The sequence below is a fragment of the Vibrio harveyi genome (genome assembly GCF_030060435.1).
Lineage (GTDB): Bacteria > Pseudomonadota > Gammaproteobacteria > Enterobacterales > Vibrionaceae > Vibrio > Vibrio harveyi.
This window is the reverse complement of sequence record NZ_CP125875.1, coordinates 860,042-878,226: the sequence shown is the minus strand read 5'-3', so window position 1 is coordinate 878,226 and position 18,185 is coordinate 860,042. Positions and strand designations below refer to the sequence as shown.

The following is an 18,185-nucleotide window of genomic DNA, read 5'->3' as shown; positions in this document are numbered from 1 at the left end:
TGTATTTATTCTCGTTAGTATTAAATAACAGGATATACAGATACACCTCCGCATTCGTCATTTTCTAAACGACAAATACAGATAACCCGTCACGACAAGCGCGACTTTTTATTTTGATTGGAGAGTAATCAAGGTTCCGTAATGCACCCGTTTTGTAAAACAGGACATTTCGGCAGTATGAAGCTGATTAGTGTGTGTTTGTTTAAAGGTTTCAATGTTGGGTTTCCCATTAACATGCTGTTTCTTACAGCACTAGTATCCCGTCTATCGACAAATGGCTTTGCCGATACCTACCCTACGTAGTGTCACAATCAGCTTGAATGGTCACTACGCGTATCCCCCAGAGAATCAAAGTCGTAATAATACGCTCCGAGATTGCGCGCGAATTTATCACAAAATAAAATCTTCTGGCAATATCTTTTCACAGGTTGCATATTGACTGAGATCACAATCACAGCAAACGTTTATTGGACTAATTTACCTCAACATTGATGCGCATCGCAGAAGGTCTTCTTAAACTCGACAGAAAAGTAAACGCGTGAAGGTGATTAGTTGAGGCTGTATTTCGTGCGTAGTAAAGCAAGGAAATTCAGGATAAATAAAGTACGCAGCAGAGGTATCTATGCCAGCATGGAAGGAAAGAAGAAGCTCAGAGAAAAGAAAACAACAGAAATGAAAAAGCCCAGCATTTATGCTGGGCTTTAAAATCTGGAGCGACACACGAGGTTCGAACTCGTGACCTCAACCTTGGCAAGGTTGCGCTCTACCAACTGAGCTAGTGTCGCAGATTTGAGATGGTGCCCCGGGCCGGACTTGAACCGGCACAACGCGAACGTCGAGGGATTTTAAATCCCTTGTGTCTACCAATTCCACCACCAGGGCACACAAATATTCTTTGTGATGCCTTTACAGAAAAGTAAAACACCATCTGATACCGCTAATTGCCATATCATTTTAATTTGGAGCGACACACGAGGTTCGAACTCGTGACCTCAACCTTGGCAAGGTTGCGCTCTACCAACTGAGCTAGTGTCGCATTTATTCTCGAAAGTCATTCACTCTCAAAAGAATAATGGAGGCGCCTCCCGGAGTCGAACCGAGGTCCACGGATTTGCAATCCGCTGCATAGCCACTCTGCCAAGGCGCCTCACTTGTGAAGAAAGCTTAACTTTTCTCACCACCCTTTCAAGCTTTGCTCTCTTGGGTACGGGATGCATTCTACGGATTCGAGCGATCGAGTCAACACTATTTTTATTTTTTTAAATCGTTTGACCAGAATTTGTGCGAAAGACGGTAAATTGATTAGTTTTGATACTGAAACCACACCAAATACACTTGTTTATCATGAATATTGGGCTTCTCCACCGCCCTATCTCTTTGGGGGATTTTCTATTTCAAGTGTTGATAATCAAAGCCATAAACCATCGCCAAGTGCTGATAGAACAAAAACAAGACTTAGATCACATAAAATTCACTCATAAAATCGAGATAGAAAAAAAGCAGGCGATAGAGCCTGCTTTTTAAAATGCTATTTGTGATGGATTGTTTTAATGATGTTCTTCATTAAGGAGATCATCTTTCGCCGCAGCTAAGTACTGAACCATTGACCAGTACGTCAGGAAGGTTGCTACATATAAAGCACCAAAGCCAAGCCACACCATCCAATCATCGTAACGCCAAATCAGTACCCATAAAGCGAACATTTGCGATACCGTTTTTACTTTACCAACCCAAGAAACTGCGACGCTGGCTCGTTTCCCGATTTCTGCCATCCATTCACGCAATGCGGAGATAATGATTTCACGCGCTATCATTGTTACAGCTGGGATAGTCACCCAAATGGTGTGGTAATGCTCCGTGATCAAAATCAACGCTGTTGCTACCAGAACCTTATCTGCTACTGGGTCAATGAAAGCGCCAAAACGCGATGTTTGACCTAGCTTACGAGCCAACATGCCGTCGAGCCAATCAGTAAAACCTGCGACCCAGAAAACCATTGCTGCTGCAAACGGTGCCCAAGAGTAAGGTAGATAGAAAACAACCACGAAAACTGGGATTAGGAACAGTCTTAGTAGAGATAGAATGTTCGGGATATTCAAACGCATTTTATTATTCTCTTACACATTGCGGCTTAATGTTGCGGGATTTTCCTTATTGTTTCAATGCTTGGAAAATAATTTCTGCCAAAGAGTGACTAATTCCCGGTACTTTGGCGATTTCTTCGACACTTGCACGCTTTAATTCTTGTAAACCGCCCATGTATTTGAGCAAAGCTTGACGGCGTTTTGGTCCAACCCCTTCAATTCCCTCTAAAGCACTGGTACGACGCGTTTTTCCACGTTTCGCTCTGTGCCCTGCAATGGCATGGTTATGGCTCTCATCTCGGATGTGTTGAATGAGGTGCAATGCTGGAGCATCGCTTGGCAAGTTAAACTCATCACCATCTACGGTAATTAAGGTTTCAAGACCTGGCTTACGAGTTACCCCTTTCGCAATACCGATCATGGTCGAACGCTTAGGCCAATCCCCCCAATATTGAGCAATGATTTCGTGCGCTCGATTCAACTGACCTTTACCACCATCGATAAAGATAATGTCAGGAATCTTCTCTACATCGAGTTGCTTCGAATAACGACGCTCCAATGCTTGCCCCATCGCTGCGTAGTCATCACCACCAGTAATTCCGGTGATGTTGTAACGACGATACTCTTGCTTAACTGGACCTTCACTGTTGAAAACCACACAAGAGGCAATGGTGCTTTCACCCATAGTGTGCGAAATATCGAAACACTCCATTCGAGCAATAGTTTCCATCCCCAAAACTTCCCGCAGCGCTTTGAAGCGTTGGTTAATGGTCATCTTGTGATTAATTTTGGTCGTAATGGCAGTAAGCGCATTGGTATTGGAAAGTTTTAGATAACGACCCCGTGAACCCGTTGGAGAGGTATGGAACTGAACCTTACGACCTGCCACTTCACTTAGAGCTTGTTGGATAGGCTCTATATCGCCACCCAATTCTTGATTCAAAATAATACGAGAAGGAATGGTACGTGCCTCGTTATGGCTCAGATAATACTGAGTAAGGAAGCTATCAAACACTTCTTGTTGACTTGTATTTTGTGGAATCTTTGGGAAATGGCTGCGACTGCCTAGCACCTTACCCTGACGAATCATCAAAATATGGATACAAGCAATACCGTTTTCTTGGGCAAAGCCAAGTACATCCATATCATCCATGCTGTCTTCTGAAACGTACTGTTGTTCTTGTACACGTCGAATCGCTTGGATCTGGTCACGGAATTTGGCTGCGTCTTCAAAACGAAGCTGTTGGCTTGCCACTTCCATCTTTTCAATAAGCTGCTCAAGTACCTGTTTATCTTTACCCTGCAAAAACAAACGAACAAACCCCACCAGCTCGTCGTATTCTTCATCAGAAATAATCGTGCTCACGCACGGACCTGCACAGCGACCGATTTGATACATCAAACATGGACGCGTTCGGTTGGAATACACGGTGTCTTCACACTGTCGAACAGGAAGCGTTTTCTGCAATAAGTGCAAGGTTTCTCGTACTGCGCCCGAATCCGGATACGGTCCAAAGTATTCACCTTTGCGTTTTTTCGCACCACGATGCATAGACAATCGCGGATGTTTGTGACCGCTGATAAAAATGTACGGGTACGATTTATCGTCACGCAGAAGTACGTTGTATTTCGGTAGATATTGCTTGATGTAGTTGTGCTCAAGAATGAGCGCTTCCGTCTCGGTATGGGTCACCGTGACGTCAATCTTGGCAATATTACTGACGAGTGCACGTGTCTTCTCACTGTCGACTTTCTTGCGAAAATAACTGGAGAGACGCTTTTTGAGGTCTTTGGCTTTGCCGACATAAATAACAACAGCCTCGGCGTTGTACATTCTGTAAACGCCGGGCTGATGAGTTACTGTCTTGAGAAAGGAAGCCGAATCGAAGGGTTGATTCACACTAAAGGGTCTCGGTGTCCAGCATTCCGTGGCGGATCGCTAAGTGTGTTAACTCAACGTCACCATTGATGTCCAATTTGCTAAACAGACGGTAGCGGTAGCTGTTGACTGTTTTTGGACTTAAATTCAGTTGTTCAGAAATATCCGTAACTTTCTGCCCTTTGGTGATCATCATCATGATCTGCAATTCGCGTTCAGATAGGTCTTTGAATGGGTTTTCTGAGGCTGGTGAGAATTGACTCAATGCCATCTGTTGCGCGATCTCGGGCGAGATGTAACGCTGCCCACTGTTAACCACACGAATTGCGTTAACCATTTCATCAGGACCTGCACCTTTGGTTAGGTAACCAGAAGCACCCGCCTGCATCACTTTAGTTGGGAACGGATTTTCCGTATGAACGGTTAATACGATGATTTTTACATCAGGATTCACGCGAAGAATCTTTTTAGTGGCTTCCAAGCCGCCAATTCCTGGCATGTTCATATCCATTAAAACGACGTCTGCATGATTACTGCGACACCATTTTACTGCTTCTTCACCGCTGTCAGCTTCTCCTGCTACGTTCATTCCACGGACGTCTTCAATAATACGTCGTATCCCTGTGCGAACCAGCTCGTGATCATCTACAAGGAAAACATTTATCAAACTTGTATCTCCACACTTTTATTGGCTCTGCACCCACATAACTTTGGTCAATGTGGATATCAGTATGAGTGCCTATATACTAACGCATAAGACAAAAAATTGCTTTCTATGAATATGTGCTTAAACGCAAAGTTTGGCAAGAACTTATTCATAAACCACTCTATTATTTGAGTGTGCTCTGTGCAAAGCCGAATTTTAAGACAAGCTAATTAACAACATAAACTCCAATAAATCAAGCAACTAGATTTCACTTTGCTCAGCGAAACGCAATATCACCTATAAATGGTTATTCCATAAGCGGGTTATCTCTGCTTTTGTACTCCCGCAACACGTCCTTTTAACCTGCGAAATACAACCACTCTATTTCACTGGTTATTTTTACAGTTCTTAATGATAGAATACGTGCTTCATTGATTTACAAGGTTTCTCTATTGAATATCCAACAAGGCTTCCTTCTCACTCGACAAGCCCGAGACATCAAAGGTCAAACTCAAATTGAGCTTTGGCTTTCGACCGAGAATGGTCCGACCCAATTGTTGATTCAAGGAGAAAGACCGGTCTTCTTTATCGAGCAAGCACAAATAGAGCAAACCAAGCGATTTGCCACTTCTAAGCAAATTGCTGTCGACATACGCTCGCTTGAGTTAAAGAACTTCCAACTAACTCCTTTAGCCGCGTGTTATACCCAGACCACGAAAGACGCATTCGCTCTACAAGATGAACTGAAGCAAAACGACATCGTCCATTTCGAGGGCGATGTACGACTTGCCGATCGTTATCTGATGGAACGCTTTATCAAAGGCAGTATGGAGTTTACCGGTAACCAACAATCACTAAACGGCTTCCAACGCATTCAAAATGCAAAGTGTCGCACAGGTGAATACCAACCTAAGCTGCATGTGGTCTCTCTAGATTTGGAATGCTCAGAGAAAGGCATTCTCTACTCGATTGGTTTAGATAGCCCTGTTGATTCACGCGTGATTATGATTGGCGAACCGGAACAAGCAGAGACGCCAATTCAATGGGTAAAAGATGAGAAGGCTTTGCTCGATGCTTTAATTGCGTGGTTTAAGCAATTTGACCCAGATGTGATTGTTGGTTGGAACGTTATCGACTTCGATTTCCGTCTGCTGCATAAGCGCGCAGAGTGGCATAACATGAAGCTGATATTAGGTCGTGCAGACCAGCCAAGTTTCTTCCGCAGCTCAGCACAAAGCCAACAGGGCTTTATCTCTATTCCTGGTCGTGTTGTGCTGGATGGTATCGATACGCTCAAAACCGCGACCTACCATTTCCGTTCTTGGTCACTTGAGTCTGTTTCACAAGAACTCCTTGGCGAAGGTAAAGAAATTCATAACGTGCATGACAGAATGGATGAAATCAATCGCATGTACCGTTCAGACAAGCCGTCTCTCGCTAAATACAACTTGCAAGACTGTGTGTTGGTTAACAAGATTTTTGACCACACTCACCTACTCGACTTCGCGATAGAACGCTCCCGCCTAACAGGTGTGGAATTAGACCGCGTTGGGGGGTCAGTAGCCGCATTTACCAATTTGTATCTGCCGCAAATCCACCGAGCAGGCTATGTTGCCCCAAACCTGCATCCAGAAAACTGGATCGCCAGCCCAGGGGGCTATGTGATGGACTCTATCCCGAACCTTTACGATTCCGTATTGGTGCTCGATTTTAAGAGTCTTTACCCCTCTATTATTCGCTCATTCTTGATTGACCCTATGGGTTTGGTCGAGGGCTTACAGCTTGAAATCGGCAAAGCAGAAGATGAAGCGGTACCGGGATTTCGTGGTGGTCAGTTCCATCGCTCGAAACACTTTCTACCCGAGATGATCGAAAAGCTCTGGGCAGCCCGCGACGTCGCAAAGAAGAACAATGAGAAAGCCTTCTCGCAAGCTATCAAAATCATCATGAACTCTTTCTATGGCGTGCTTGGTTCTTCCGGTTGTCGTTTCTTTGATACCCGCCTTGCTTCAAGCATCACCATGCGTGGGCACGAAATTATGAAGCAAACCAAGGTGCTGATCGAAGCCAAAGGCTATCAAGTGATTTATGGCGATACCGATTCAACTTTTGTGTCGTTAAATGGTCCGTATAGCCAAGCAGATGCCGATAAGATTGGTATTGAACTGGTCGAATACATTAATCAATGGTGGGGTGATCACCTTCGTGATGAATACAATCTTAATTCGATTCTTGAGCTAGAATACGAAACCCATTATCGCAAGTTCTTGATGCCGACTATTCGAGGCGCAGAAACTGGCTCAAAGAAACGCTACGCTGGTCTAATTGGTGAAGGTGAAAAAGAACGTATCATCTTTAAAGGGTTAGAGAGCGCACGCACCGACTGGACACCGCTGGCGCAGCGTTTCCAAAACACCTTGTACCAAATGATTTTCCATGGTGAAGATCCGAGTGATTACGTACGAGAGATGGTTGAAAAAACCAATAGTGGCGAGTTTGATGATCAATTGGTTTATCAAAAGCGCTTACGTCGCAAGCTGCACGAATACCAAAAGAACATTCCGCCACAAGTACGCGCTGCGCGCTTAGCCGATGACATCAATGCTAAATTAGGCAGACCACTGCAGTATCAAAACCGTGGTCGAATTGAATATTTGATCACTGTTAACGGACCAGAACCGCATGAGTACCGTAATAGCCCTATCGACTATCAGCATTATATTGATAAACAGCTAAAACCGATCGCGGACGCTATTTTGCCGTTCATTGGCACAGACTTCGAGCAGTTATCTGCACCACAGATGGGGCTGTTCTAAATCAGATTCGAAATTGGAAAGGCGCTAACGCTGTTGGCGTTAACCAATGCGGAATTCGGTTTTCTGATATTGCTTTACTAACCAATCGCCAAAACCGTCCAATAACCCAACCACAGAGCGTTTAGGGATAGGACGTCCAGAGAGCAGAATACCAAGGCGTTCTATCTCAAGTTGCTTTTCTGGGTGATACTGCAAAAACACTTCGCCACATTTAAGCGGGTCGTCAAACCAACGTTTATCACGATACATGATTAAAGAATACGAAGCGCGAAGCAATTTCTTGGCGATAATAACTTGAGCACTGACCAGCTCTTCAACACTTTGTGCTTGTGCAATCTTGGTACGATACACCGATAGCCAATCTTCCACATCCATGTTCCAGTGCTTGGCAATCTCCCAACTTGGTACATAATCACCAAAGCAATCTGCCAGATCATCACCATAAACACACACACAGCAATGCTTGAGCATAAAACCCCAAGTAAAAATGCTATCGAGATTGGCTACTTCATTGACCAACGCCGTGCGAATCGACACCCCTTTCACGTGAGGATACCCTTGCTGTGCTCGCCATTTGATGGTGTTTAGTAGCGTCGCGCGGTTGTTTTCAAAGCCCGCCTTTGTCACAACCACCATATCAAGATTCGATCTACCTGCGACCGCAGACTTACGGGCCACGCTACCGTAGACGTAAACACTGTGCAAGTTTGCGCCAAGCCCACCTTTCAGGCATGCGAGAACTTCTCTGAGCAGAGGTTCGAATTCAGGTTGGAAAGGATATTTTGGATCGATAATAGGGAGAGACATTGAAGAAAACGCGATCTCAAGCTTTTAACGGACGAAGGGCTATATGATCCACCAGCATTACGTTTGGATCAAGCCTATTCATCTCCTTATTAATGTTCAAATTACTGAGTGGAATTTTAATGCCAGACAAAGAACTTAGCGCTATAATCACCAAGTTTTGCTTAATAAGTGTAATAGGAAAATACAATGCCAAAGGCAAGTGAAATCAAAAAAGGCTTCGCAATCGAGTCTAATGGTAAAACTCTTCTAGTTAAAGACATCGAAGTAACGACTCCTGGCGGTCGTGGCGGCGCTAAAATCTACAAAATGCGTTGTACAGATCTGAACACTGGTGCTCGTGTAGACGAGCGTTACAAGTCTGATGATGTTGTTGAAACAGTAGAAATGAACAAACGTGCAGTTGTGTACTCATACGCTGACGGCGATGAGCACATCTTCATGGACAACGAAGACTACTCACAATACACATTCAAGCACAATGAAGTTGAAGACGACATGCTGTTCATCAACGAAGACACACAAGGTATCCACATTATCCTTGTGAACGGTGCTGCTGTGGGTATCGAACTACCATCTTCTGTTGAGCTAGTGATTGAAGAAACTGACCCTTCAATCAAAGGTGCTTCTGCATCTGCACGTACTAAACCAGCACGCTTTGCTTCAGGTCTTGTAATCCAAGTTCCTGAATACATCGCAACTGGTGACCGTGTTATCATTAACACGACTGAACGTAAATACATGAGCCGAGCATAAGCATGTCTGATTTGATTTCTTACGACGACGTTATCGACGCTGCGTACGACATCTTCCTTGAGATGGCTCCAGATAACCTAGAGCCCGCTGATGTCATTCTGTTTACTGCGCAATTTGAAGATCGTGGTGCCGCAGAACTTGTTGAAACTGGTGATGACTGGGTTGAACACGTTGGCTTCGATATCGACAAAGAAGTGTATGCAGAAGTTCGAATCGGCTTAGTAAACGAGGAAAATGACGTGCTTGATGACGTTTTTGCTCGTATGCTAATCAGTCGAGACCCAGAACATAAGTTCTGTCATATGCTTTGGAAACGTGACTAACGCTTTCCCTATCATGATCAAAAACACCAGCCTCATGCTGGTGTTTTTTTATGTTTATTAATTGCACAAGCATGATTGAAAGACATGAAAGCTCATAAGCTCGAAAGGCTCGATAAGAAAAAGGCTTGCCGATTTGGCAAGCCTTTCTGATTTTCTGCTATCGATTAACGATGCTTGTTACGTGCACCTTGGTCACCTGCAGTCTTCTTCGGCTTACGACGAGAAGGATTGTTGCTGCGACCTTTTGGTGTGTTAACACGCTCTTCGTGACGCTTCACTGCGCGACGGATTTTTTGGCTACGAGCACGTTCACGCTTACGTGATGTGTTGTCTTTGTTCAGATCAAGCATGGTTTCTTTCTCTGGACGAAGTTCTACAAGCTCACGCAGGTAGTTCACTTCTTTCAGGTCAAGTTCCATCCAACCACCACGAGGTAGTTTCTTGTCTAGGAAGATATCACCGTAACGAACACGTTTTAGACGGCTAACCGTACATTCTTGAGATTCCCACAAACGACGAACCTCACGGTTACGACCTTCGTTAATTACTACGTAGAACGTGTGGTTCATACCTTCACCACCCGCGTGTACTACGTCTTCAAAACGAGCCATACCATCTTCAAGTTCTACACCACTTACTAGGTTACGAACTTTTTTCTCGTTCACTTCACCAAACACACGCACTAGGTATTCACGCTCAACCTGACGGCTTGGGTGCATTAGGCGGTTTGCCAATTCACCATCAGTTGTGAAAAGCAGTAGGCCAGATGTGTTCGCATCAAGACGACCAACTGAAATCCAACGAGAGCCACGAATTTTTGGCAGACGATCGAAAACAGTGCGACGACCTTCAGGGTCGTGACGAGTACATAGTTCACCTTCTGGCTTGTAGTAAGCCAATACACGACAGATCACTTCTTCTTGTGCCTTTGCAGACACAATGTGACCATCGATACGAACTACGCTGTTCTCATCTTCTAGTCTTTCACCAAGTTTAGCTACGATTCCGTTCACGCTAACGCGACCAGATTTAATTAACGATTCGATCTCACGACGAGAACCGTGTCCAGCACGTGCTAATACTTTTTGTAACTTTTCGCTCATTTATCTACCTATGTGTCGTCTTCACAGACGTCGAGACCAGAATTGGTCTTCATTGTGCAAGTTACCCAACCTATTGGGATTTTTTCGGTCGGACATTATACGAGATTCTACGACTTAATGTAAGCGAAATCGTCGACATTGGCGTAGCAAAATATCGGCCATAAACTCACACTTCCCTCATCAATTTGTCCAACTTAGTACCAGACAAAGACCATCGAGAACCGCACTATTATAGGTCGCCTTTCACCTCTAAAAACCTGACCTACCTGATAAAATTATCAGAGTGGTAACAAAGAAAACCCAATAGCTTGCTAGCTCCCTCAAACAAAACAAAGGAATAATAAATGTCTCATACAAATCTTGACCTGAATTGGATATTTGGTACGGCAGCAGATGACGATCTAACGGGCACATTAGGTTCGAACACGACCGATATTTTTGTTGGCTTCGGCGGCGATGATAAGTTTGTTGGTTACGGCGGTAATGACTATGTCTATGGGGGTCGTGGTGACGATCACCTGTTAGGTGGCCGAGGTAATGATCTCATCTCAGGTGGCTCTGGTGATGATTTTCTGTCTGGCGGTCTAGGCAACGACCTGTTGTTTGGTGGTTGTGGCGACGATACGATTTTTGACTACTCAGGTAACAACTTCATCAACGCTGGTTGGGGCGATGATACCGTCGTGGTCGGTGACGGTCATTCGGTGATCGCTGGAGGTTGCGGTGATGACACTTTCGTAATGACCAATCGCCTTGCCATCGGTGTGCCAGACCAACCCGTCTCATCAAACGACATTGAAGTAAAAGCAGAAATTCTCGACTTTAATATTTGCCACGACAAGTTGGTCTTTGATATGGGTCTAGACACCAATGACGATGGCATTCGCGATACATTCTTGGATTCCGCCGACGATCTGACTCTGTCTTACAACGATTTTGGTTGGGCTGTATTCTCAAGCGATCAGTTCAATGTTGAAGTCACACTAAAAGGCATTGATGCGGGATACATGAACTACGTCGAACACCACGGCATTGATATCTTCGATTTCGCATAAGCTAAATGCTCAGCGATAGGCTTTATTAAAAATAAAAAGGGAGGCTTCTGTGCCTCCCTTTCTTATTTCATTACCAATAGAGCGAACTATTCAAATGGTGCAGGATCGCCCGAACCAACACGTGCTACAACAGCATCGCCTTCACTGAAATCAATCACTGTCGTTGGTTGCTCACCAAGATAACCGCCATTAAGGATCACATCTACCGCATGCTCAAGCTTATCGCGGATGTCTTCAGGATCTGACTCAGTAACATCACTACCCGGTAAGATCAGCGACGTCGACATCATTGGCTCGCCTAACGCTTCAAGCAGATCAAGTGCGATACGGTTATCTGGAACACGGATACCAATGGTCTTACGTTTCGCGTTCATCAAACGACGCGGCACTTCTTTTGTGCCTTTGAAGATAAAAGTGTAAGGACCAGGAGTGTTATTTTTCAGAAGTCGGAATGCGGCGTTATCAACACGCGCATACAGAGATAACTCCGACAAATCACGACATAACAAAGTAAAGTTATGCTTGTCATCCAGACGACGAATCTGACAGATGCGTTCTAACGCCTGCTTGTTCTCCAATTGACAGCCTAGTGCATAACCGGAATCGGTCGGATACACCACAACACCGCCGTTACGAATGATTGCTACTGCTTGATTGATCAAGCGAGCCTGTGGGTTTTCTGGATGAACGTAAAAAAACTGGCTCATTGTAATTCCTCATTATCGAACCTCTCGGCTCTATATTTTTTTATGGAGTCTAGACTCCGTCTTATTCAGCGCTTTCTAGAGAAGGGTCAATTCCCCAATCTTTCCAAACTGGCTCTACGCCCGAAGGTAACCAAAGGTTTCTTCCCAACTCCATCCACGGTGATGGATAGTGAAAATCACTGCCTTGAGACGCTAATAGTTTGTATTGTATAGCATAATCCGCCAAGTTGCGTCTTTCTTGTTGCGCTTGTTGGGGTTGCGCCACTTCCATAGCGTCTCCACCAGCATCAACAAACGCGGCTAATAAGCGTTTTACCCACTTTGCCGTCAGTTGGTAACGCCCCGGATGCGCGAGTACCGCTTGACCACCCGCGGCATGAATAGCATCTACCGCATCTTTCATTGAACACCAGTTTGGTGGGGCATAACCCGGATTGGTGCGCGTCAGAAACTTCTTAAACACCATCTGCATGGTCTTGGCGTAACCGTTGTCGACCAACCACTTAGCAAAGTGCGCACGGGTAATAGGCGCATTACCAGCTATTTGCTGCACTTCTTCCAGCACACCTTCACGGGTCGCCTTCTGTAAACGTTCCGCAATAAGCTCTGCACGTGTAACGCGATGCTTTTTTTGTTGCTCGATTAACTCAACCAACGCGGGGCTGTCCGGGTCAATGTTTAACCCAACAATATGAATATCTTTATTCTGCCAAACCGTGGAAATCTCGATACCGTTGATGATTTTTATCGGAAGATTATTTTCTTCAACGTATTGCTTGGCCGGAGCTAAGCCGTCAACCGTATCATGATCCGTGATCGCCAAAACCTCGATATCAAAACTCAATGCCCTGTCTACTAGATCATGTGGTGCAAAGCGACCATCTGATGCAGTGGTGTGGCTGTGTAAATCAATTCTCATTTTTTTGTCGTTTTAATGCTGTTTTGGGGTTGACTTTTTATCTCTGCACTAGTTAACTAGTACATAAATACGAAGTACCTAATTTAAGGCTCACCATGTTACAAGAATTTAACCAAAACCAGGAAGCGAAAGTTGCAGATCGTCCTAATAAGATGAATTCTGTTGATCTAGCTTGGTGGCGCACTTGGACAAGTTCTTGGTGGGCGAACGTGTACTTCTAGTTTAACGAATGAAATGTCACAAAGCCCGCTACTTCAGCGGGCTTTTTGTTTTGCCGTCTACCTCACAGTTAACTGCTCAAACATTCATCGGATATGACCAAAACTAGATTGGGTGAACGTTTGCTTTATGCGACTATGTACGGCAGGAAGATATAAAACAGCTATAAGGAGGTCTTGTGAACAAGGCCATTGAAATTAAGAAACTTGGACAGCTTGAAGTACTGACGGCTTCCGTCCCTTATACTCAAGACCCGACTCGCTTGTTCCACACATTATGTGAGAACAAAACTGACAGTCTGCTGCTGGAATCTGCTGAGATCGATTCAAAGCAAGATTTGAAGTCGCTGTTGATTGTTGATTCAGCCGTACGCATCGTTTGTTACGGTCACACTGTCAAGATGCAAGCGTTGACCAATAACGGTAAGAACCTACTAACTCACTTAAACCAAAACATCCGTGGTGATGTCGAGAGTGAGCTCGATGGCGAAACACTGACTTTAGATTTCACCCACCCGTGCGACACGCTAGATGAAGACTCTCGACTGCGTGAAGCCTCTTCATTTGATGCGCTGCGTTTGGTTCAGCACAGCTTCGATATCTCGGACCAAGACAAACACGCGATTTTCCTTGGTGGTTTGTTTGCCTACGACTTGGTCGCTAACTTCGAACCACTGGGCAAAGCAGAAGCCACAAACCAATGCCCAGATTATGTTTTCTACGTCGCCGAAACACTGCTGGTTGTGGACCACCAAACAGAATCTTGTCAGCTGCAAGCAACTTTATTTGTTGATGATTCAGAAAAAACAGCGCTAGAAACTCGCATCTCAGAAATCAGTGCACAATGCGCAGCACCAAAACTACTGCCAAGTGCAGAGCAAATCGCGGATGTGACAGTTAGACCAAGCGTGTCTGACGATGACTTCTGCCAAATCGTTCGTGACCTAAAAGAGTTCGTCGTAAAAGGGGATGTATTCCAAGTCGTACCGTCTCGCCGATTTACGCTACCTTGCCCTTCTCCATTGACAGCTTATAAAGAGCTAAAACAGAGCAACCCAAGCCCTTACATGTTCTACATGCAAGACGAGCTGTTCACTCTATTCGGAGCATCACCAGAGAGTGCGCTCAAGTACGAAACAGACACTAACCAAATTGAAATCTACCCAATCGCAGGGACTCGCCGCCGTGGCAAACGTCCGAACGGTGATATCGATTTTGACTTGGATAGCCGTATCGAACTCGAATTGCGCACTGACATGAAAGAAAACGCTGAGCACATGATGCTAGTCGACTTAGCACGAAATGACGTCGCACGTATTGCTCAAGCTGGAACTCGCCACGTCGCAGACTTACTCAAAGTCGACCGCTACAGCCACGTAATGCACTTGGTATCTCGTGTCGTTGGGCAACTACGTAACGATCTAGACGCCCTGCACGCTTACCAAGCTTGTATGAACATGGGCACACTAACTGGCGCACCAAAGATTCGTGCAATGCAGTTGATTCGTGATGTAGAGGGCGCACGCCGCGGTAGCTACGGAGGCGCAGTAGGTTACCTTACCGGCGAAGGTACATTAGATACTTGTATCGTGATCCGCTCAGCTTATGTTGAGAACGGCATTGCTCAAGTTCAAGCAGGCGCAGGTGTGGTGTTTGATTCTGATCCACAAGCAGAAGCAGACGAAACACGCGGGAAAGCCCAAGCGGTAATTTCTGCTATTCAAGCAGCACATAAGTCACAATAAGGAATAGGGTTCTGAGATGGCTAATATCATTTTTATCGATAACTTTGACTCGTTCACCTACAACCTTGTGGATCAGTTCCGCTCGCTAGGTCACTCAGTCAAGATTTACCGAAACAACATTCCAGCAAAAACCATTGAACAAGCAGTGAATGAGCTTGAGAACCCTGTGGTACTGCTATCGCCAGGTCCTGGTGCGCCGTCTGAAGCAGGCTCAATGCCAGAGCTAATTCAATTGCTGAAAGGCAAAGTTCCTATGATTGGTATTTGTCTTGGTCACCAAGCAATTGTTGAAGCTTACGGCGGTACCGTTGCTGGTGCAGGCGAAATCATTCACGGGAAGGTCTCTATGATGGAGCACCAAAACCATGCGATTTACCAAAACCTACCATCACCACTTGCAATTGCACGTTACCACTCGTTAGTTGCAACCAAGGTTCCTGAGAGCCTAACCATCACAGCAGAAGTGGATGATTTGGTCATGTCTGTTGTACATGAAGAAGATAAAGTTTGCGGGTTCCAGTTCCACCCGGAATCTATTATGACGACCTACGGAGCGACACTGTTGGCCAATGCCATTGAATGGGCACTCGAAGTACAAACTTCAGTGAATTCCCTCACTGCTTAAAAAAGCGCTTGGCACATAAGAAATTTAGGAGAGGAAATATGGAAGCAATCATCAACCCTATTATTACCAAGTTGTACGAGCAAGAGTCACTGACTCAGGAAGAGAGCCAACAACTGTTCGACATCATCATCCGTGGTGAACTCGATCCGATTTTGATGGCATCAGCACTGACTGCACTAAAAATCAAAGGCGAAACACCGGATGAAATTGCGGGTGCGGCAAAAGCACTGCTGGCAAACGCAAACCCATTTCCTCGCCCAGATTACGATTTCGCAGATATCGTAGGTACTGGTGGAGACGGTCACAACACCATCAATATTTCAACCACCGCGGCATTTGTTGCTGCAGCATGTGGTCTAAAAGTAGCAAAACACGGCAACCGCAGCGTTTCAAGCAAATCGGGTTCTTCTGACCTTCTTGATTCATTTGGTATCAACCTAGCCATGAGCGCAGAAGATACGCGCAAAGCGGTCGACGATATCGGTGTTGCTTTCCTATTTGCACCTCAATACCACGGTGGTGTGCGCCATGCGATGCCTGTGCGTCAAACTATGAAAACACGCACCATCTTTAACATTCTTGGTCCGCTGATTAACCCAGCTCGTCCAAACATCGAATTGATGGGTGTTTACAGTGAAGAACTGGTTCGTCCTATCGCGGAAACCATGCTACAAATGGGTATGAAGCGCGCCGCAGTGGTACACGGAAGTGGTTTGGACGAAGTCGCGATTCATGGCGAAACAACGGTTGCAGAAATCAAAGACGGCAAGATCACTGAGTACACGCTAACACCAGCAGACTTCGGTCTAGAAGCGCACCCGTTAGAAGCAATCAAAGGTGGCGATCCTGAAGAAAACAAGGCGATCATTACCAATATCCTGACGGGTAAAGGTACAGACGCACAATTGGGTGCAGTGGCGGTGAACGTTGCTCTGCTAATGCGTCTATTCGGTGACGAAGATTTAAAAGCCAACACGCAACAAGCGATTGAGGCAATGAATTCAGGCAAGGCGTACCAATTGGTACAACAACTTGCCGCACACGCTTAAGGAATTGAAGAAGATGACTGACTTCAACACTCAGCAAGCTGACAACCTGTCTGAGCACGTTTCTAAAAAAGAAGCAGAAATGGCAGAAGTACTGGCGAAAATTGTCCGCGATAAATATCAATGGGTAGCAGACCGTAAGTTGTCTCAACCGCTAAGCACATTTCAGTCTGATTTGCTGCCATCGGACCGCAGCTTCTACGACGCTCTGAGTGGCGAAAAGACGGCATTCATCACCGAATGCAAGAAGGCATCTCCTTCTAAAGGTTTGATTCGTGATCACTTCGACTTGGATTACATTGCATCGGTTTATAACAACCATGCTGATGCAATTTCGGTATTAACAGACGAAAAGTACTTCCAAGGTAACTTTGACTTTCTTCCTCAAGTACGTGGTCAAGTCAAACAACCCGTTCTGTGCAAAGACTTTATGGTAGATGCCTACCAAGTTTACCTAGCGCGTCATTACAGCGCCGATGCCGTATTGCTGATGCTTTCAGTCCTGAATGACGAAGAGTACAAAGCGCTAGAAGAAGCGGCACACAGTTTAAACATGGGTATTCTGACTGAAGTTAGCAACGAAGAAGAGCTTCATCGCGCGGTTAAGTTAGGAGCGCGTGTCATCGGAATCAATAATCGTAACTTGCGCGACCTAAGTACTGATTTGAATCGTACTAAAGAACTGGCACCAACAATTCGCGAATTAGCACCAAACGCAACCGTGATTTCAGAGTCTGGCATTTATACGCATCAACAAGTTCGTGATTTAGTGGAATACGCAGACGGGTTCTTGATTGGTAGCTCGCTGATGGCAGAAGACAACCTAGAGCTTGCGGTTCGTAAAGTGACGTTGGGTGAAAACAAGGTGTGTGGCTTAACTCATCCTGATGATGCTGCAAAGGCATACCAAGCTGGCTCAGTGTTTGGCGGTCTAATTTTTGTTGAAAAGTCAAAGCGTGCTGTGGATCTGGAAAGTGCTCGTCTAACGATGAGTGGCGCACCTCTTCATTATGTAGGTGTATTCCAAAACCACGACATCGACTTTGTTGCTTCAATGGTGACCTCTCTGGGGTTAAAAGCAGTCCAACTGCACGGTCAAGAAGATCAAGCTTACGTCAACCAACTCAAAGCAGAGCTGCCATCAGGTGTTGAAATCTGGAAAGCTTACGGCGTTACTGATGCCAAGCCAGAACTGCTTGTAGATAACATAGACCGCCATCTTTTGGATGCTCAAGTTGGCACTCAAACAGGCGGAACAGGTCACGTGTTTGATTGGTCACTGATCGGCGACCCAAGTCAAATTATGCTGGCTGGCGGGTTGTCGCCAGAGAATGCAAGACAAGCAGCAAATTTGGGCTGCTTGGGACTAGATTTAAATTCTGGTGTAGAAAGCGCACCAGGTAAGAAAGATTCACAGAAGTTGCTCGCGGCATTCAATGCAATTCGCAACTACTAAAGC

The 18,185-nt window shown here is 45.3% G+C and carries 16 protein-coding genes, 4 tRNA genes and 1 other annotated feature; of the genes, 9 read left to right on the top strand and 11 right to left on the bottom strand.

Going from position 1 to position 18,185, the window contains the following annotated elements:
- Positions 1-709 precede the first annotated feature (709 nt).
- From QMY49_RS04075 to uvrY, 7 genes are all read right to left on the bottom strand, one after another.
- A tRNA-Gly gene (locus QMY49_RS04075) sits at positions 710-785 on the bottom strand.
- Positions 786-795: 10 nt separating this feature from the next.
- A tRNA-Leu gene (locus tag QMY49_RS04070) sits at positions 796-882 on the bottom strand.
- Positions 883-960: 78 nt separating this feature from the next.
- Positions 961-1,036 (bottom strand) — tRNA-Gly (locus tag QMY49_RS04065).
- A 37-nt stretch (positions 1,037-1,073) separates the two neighbouring features.
- A tRNA-Cys gene (locus tag QMY49_RS04060) sits at positions 1,074-1,147 on the bottom strand.
- A 400-nt stretch (positions 1,148-1,547) separates the two neighbouring features.
- Positions 1,548-2,105, bottom strand: a complete 558-nt coding sequence (gene pgsA / locus QMY49_RS04055) for a CDP-diacylglycerol--glycerol-3-phosphate 3-phosphatidyltransferase (protein ID WP_005445072.1) — start codon at positions 2,103-2,105, stop codon at positions 1,548-1,550.
- A 46-nt stretch (positions 2,106-2,151) separates the two neighbouring features.
- The gene (gene uvrC, locus QMY49_RS04050; RefSeq protein WP_283312903.1) at positions 2,152-3,984 is read right to left on the bottom strand and encodes an excinuclease ABC subunit UvrC; all 1,833 of its coding nucleotides are present in this window, start codon (positions 3,982-3,984) and stop codon (positions 2,152-2,154) included.
- 1 nt (position 3,985) lies between these two features.
- A complete protein-coding gene (uvrY, locus tag QMY49_RS04045) occupies positions 3,986-4,630 on the bottom strand; it encodes a UvrY/SirA/GacA family response regulator transcription factor (RefSeq protein WP_005434947.1) in 645 nt (214 codons plus the stop codon).
- Positions 4,631-5,061: 431 nt separating this feature from the next.
- Between uvrY and QMY49_RS04040 the strand changes: the two genes are divergently transcribed.
- Positions 5,062-7,425 (top strand): DNA polymerase II, encoded by a 2,364-nt coding sequence (locus QMY49_RS04040; protein ID WP_038898625.1) that lies wholly within the window; start codon positions 5,062-5,064, stop codon positions 7,423-7,425.
- A 39-nt stretch (positions 7,426-7,464) separates the two neighbouring features.
- Here the strand turns inward: QMY49_RS04040 and QMY49_RS04035 are convergent, their stop codons facing one another.
- Positions 7,465-8,232: a nucleotidyltransferase family protein gene (locus QMY49_RS04035; RefSeq protein WP_256892757.1), complete on the bottom strand. Its 768-nt coding sequence runs from the start codon at positions 8,230-8,232 to the stop codon at positions 7,465-7,467.
- Between the two features lie 186 nt (positions 8,233-8,418).
- Here QMY49_RS04035 and efpL point away from each other — a divergent pair, with 186 nt between their 5' ends.
- On the top strand, positions 8,419-8,985 hold the full coding sequence (gene efpL / locus QMY49_RS04030) for an elongation factor P-like protein EfpL (protein ID WP_005445063.1): 567 nt from the start codon (positions 8,419-8,421) through the stop codon (positions 8,983-8,985).
- 2 nt (positions 8,986-8,987) lie between these two features.
- Positions 8,988-9,308, top strand: coding sequence for an HI1450 family dsDNA-mimic protein (locus tag QMY49_RS04025; RefSeq protein ID WP_005431208.1), 321 nt, complete (start codon positions 8,988-8,990; stop codon positions 9,306-9,308).
- A gap of 164 nt (positions 9,309-9,472) precedes the next feature.
- Here the strand turns inward: QMY49_RS04025 and rluB are convergent, their stop codons facing one another.
- Positions 9,473-10,411 carry a 23S rRNA pseudouridine(2605) synthase RluB gene (gene rluB, locus QMY49_RS04020; protein WP_005445061.1) on the bottom strand — a complete coding sequence of 313 codons (939 nt, stop codon included), beginning with the start codon at positions 10,409-10,411 and terminating at the stop codon, positions 9,473-9,475.
- A gap of 344 nt (positions 10,412-10,755) precedes the next feature.
- Between rluB and QMY49_RS04015 the strand changes: the two genes are divergently transcribed.
- Positions 10,756-11,466 carry a calcium-binding protein gene (locus tag QMY49_RS04015; RefSeq protein ID WP_009698409.1) on the top strand — a complete coding sequence of 237 codons (711 nt, stop codon included), beginning with the start codon at positions 10,756-10,758 and terminating at the stop codon, positions 11,464-11,466.
- A gap of 86 nt (positions 11,467-11,552) precedes the next feature.
- On the opposite strand, the gene QMY49_RS04010 is transcribed toward QMY49_RS04015, so the two are convergent.
- Positions 11,553-12,173 carry an L-threonylcarbamoyladenylate synthase gene (locus tag QMY49_RS04010; protein WP_005445057.1) on the bottom strand — a complete coding sequence of 207 codons (621 nt, stop codon included), beginning with the start codon at positions 12,171-12,173 and terminating at the stop codon, positions 11,553-11,555.
- Positions 12,174-12,234: 61 nt separating this feature from the next.
- Complete coding sequence (gene rnm / locus QMY49_RS04005) at positions 12,235-13,092, bottom strand: RNase RNM (protein WP_283312894.1); 858 nt, start codon at positions 13,090-13,092, stop codon at positions 12,235-12,237.
- Positions 13,093-13,187: 95 nt separating this feature from the next.
- On the opposite strand from rnm, the gene trpL2 reads away from it, so the two are divergent.
- The 5 genes from trpL2 to trpCF all read left to right on the top strand — a co-directional run bounded on the left by trpL2 (position 13,188) and on the right by trpCF (position 18,182).
- On the top strand, positions 13,188-13,313 hold the full coding sequence (gene trpL2, locus QMY49_RS04000; RefSeq protein ID WP_283312893.1) for a tryptophan operon leader peptide: 126 nt from the start codon (positions 13,188-13,190) through the stop codon (positions 13,311-13,313).
- Positions 13,260-13,363, top strand: a sequence feature (Trp leader region). Its footprint overlaps the gene before it by 54 nt.
- Before the next feature lie 126 nt (positions 13,364-13,489).
- The gene (locus QMY49_RS03995; RefSeq protein WP_053052627.1) at positions 13,490-15,055 is read left to right on the top strand and encodes an anthranilate synthase component 1; all 1,566 of its coding nucleotides are present in this window, start codon (positions 13,490-13,492) and stop codon (positions 15,053-15,055) included.
- Between the two features lie 16 nt (positions 15,056-15,071).
- The gene (locus QMY49_RS03990) at positions 15,072-15,680 is read left to right on the top strand and encodes an aminodeoxychorismate/anthranilate synthase component II (protein ID WP_038898629.1); all 609 of its coding nucleotides are present in this window, start codon (positions 15,072-15,074) and stop codon (positions 15,678-15,680) included.
- Between the two features lie 38 nt (positions 15,681-15,718).
- Positions 15,719-16,729: an anthranilate phosphoribosyltransferase gene (gene trpD, locus QMY49_RS03985; RefSeq protein WP_005445045.1), complete on the top strand. Its 1,011-nt coding sequence runs from the start codon at positions 15,719-15,721 to the stop codon at positions 16,727-16,729.
- A 13-nt stretch (positions 16,730-16,742) separates the two neighbouring features.
- Entirely contained in the window at positions 16,743-18,182 is a 1,440-nt protein-coding gene (gene trpCF / locus QMY49_RS03980) for a bifunctional indole-3-glycerol-phosphate synthase TrpC/phosphoribosylanthranilate isomerase TrpF (RefSeq protein WP_033008711.1), read from the top strand.
- The last annotated feature ends 3 nt before the right edge of the window (positions 18,183-18,185 follow it).

What these genes read in the sequence shown, in the direction of transcription:
- trpL2 (WP_283312893.1), top strand. Translation starts at nt 13,188, where the DNA reads ATGTTACAAGAATTTAACCAAAACCAGGAAGCGAAAGTTGCAGATCGT.
- trpD (WP_005445045.1), top strand. Translation starts at nt 15,719, where the DNA reads ATGGAAGCAATCATCAACCCTATTATTACCAAGTTGTACGAGCAAGAG.
- QMY49_RS04010 (WP_005445057.1), bottom strand. Translation starts at nt 12,173, where the DNA reads ATGAGCCAGTTTTTTTACGTTCATCCAGAAAACCCACAGGCTCGCTTG.
- QMY49_RS03990 (WP_038898629.1), top strand. Translation starts at nt 15,072, where the DNA reads ATGGCTAATATCATTTTTATCGATAACTTTGACTCGTTCACCTACAAC.
- efpL (WP_005445063.1), top strand. Translation starts at nt 8,419, where the DNA reads ATGCCAAAGGCAAGTGAAATCAAAAAAGGCTTCGCAATCGAGTCTAAT.
- pgsA (WP_005445072.1), bottom strand. Translation starts at nt 2,105, where the DNA reads ATGCGTTTGAATATCCCGAACATTCTATCTCTACTAAGACTGTTCCTA.
- rluB (WP_005445061.1), bottom strand. Translation starts at nt 10,411, where the DNA reads ATGAGCGAAAAGTTACAAAAAGTATTAGCACGTGCTGGACACGGTTCT.
- QMY49_RS04015 (WP_009698409.1), top strand. Translation starts at nt 10,756, where the DNA reads ATGTCTCATACAAATCTTGACCTGAATTGGATATTTGGTACGGCAGCA.
- rnm (WP_283312894.1), bottom strand. Translation starts at nt 13,092, where the DNA reads ATGAGAATTGATTTACACAGCCACACCACTGCATCAGATGGTCGCTTT.
- QMY49_RS04035 (WP_256892757.1), bottom strand. Translation starts at nt 8,232, where the DNA reads ATGTCTCTCCCTATTATCGATCCAAAATATCCTTTCCAACCTGAATTC.
- QMY49_RS04025 (WP_005431208.1), top strand. Translation starts at nt 8,988, where the DNA reads ATGTCTGATTTGATTTCTTACGACGACGTTATCGACGCTGCGTACGAC.
- trpCF (WP_033008711.1), top strand. Translation starts at nt 16,743, where the DNA reads ATGACTGACTTCAACACTCAGCAAGCTGACAACCTGTCTGAGCACGTT.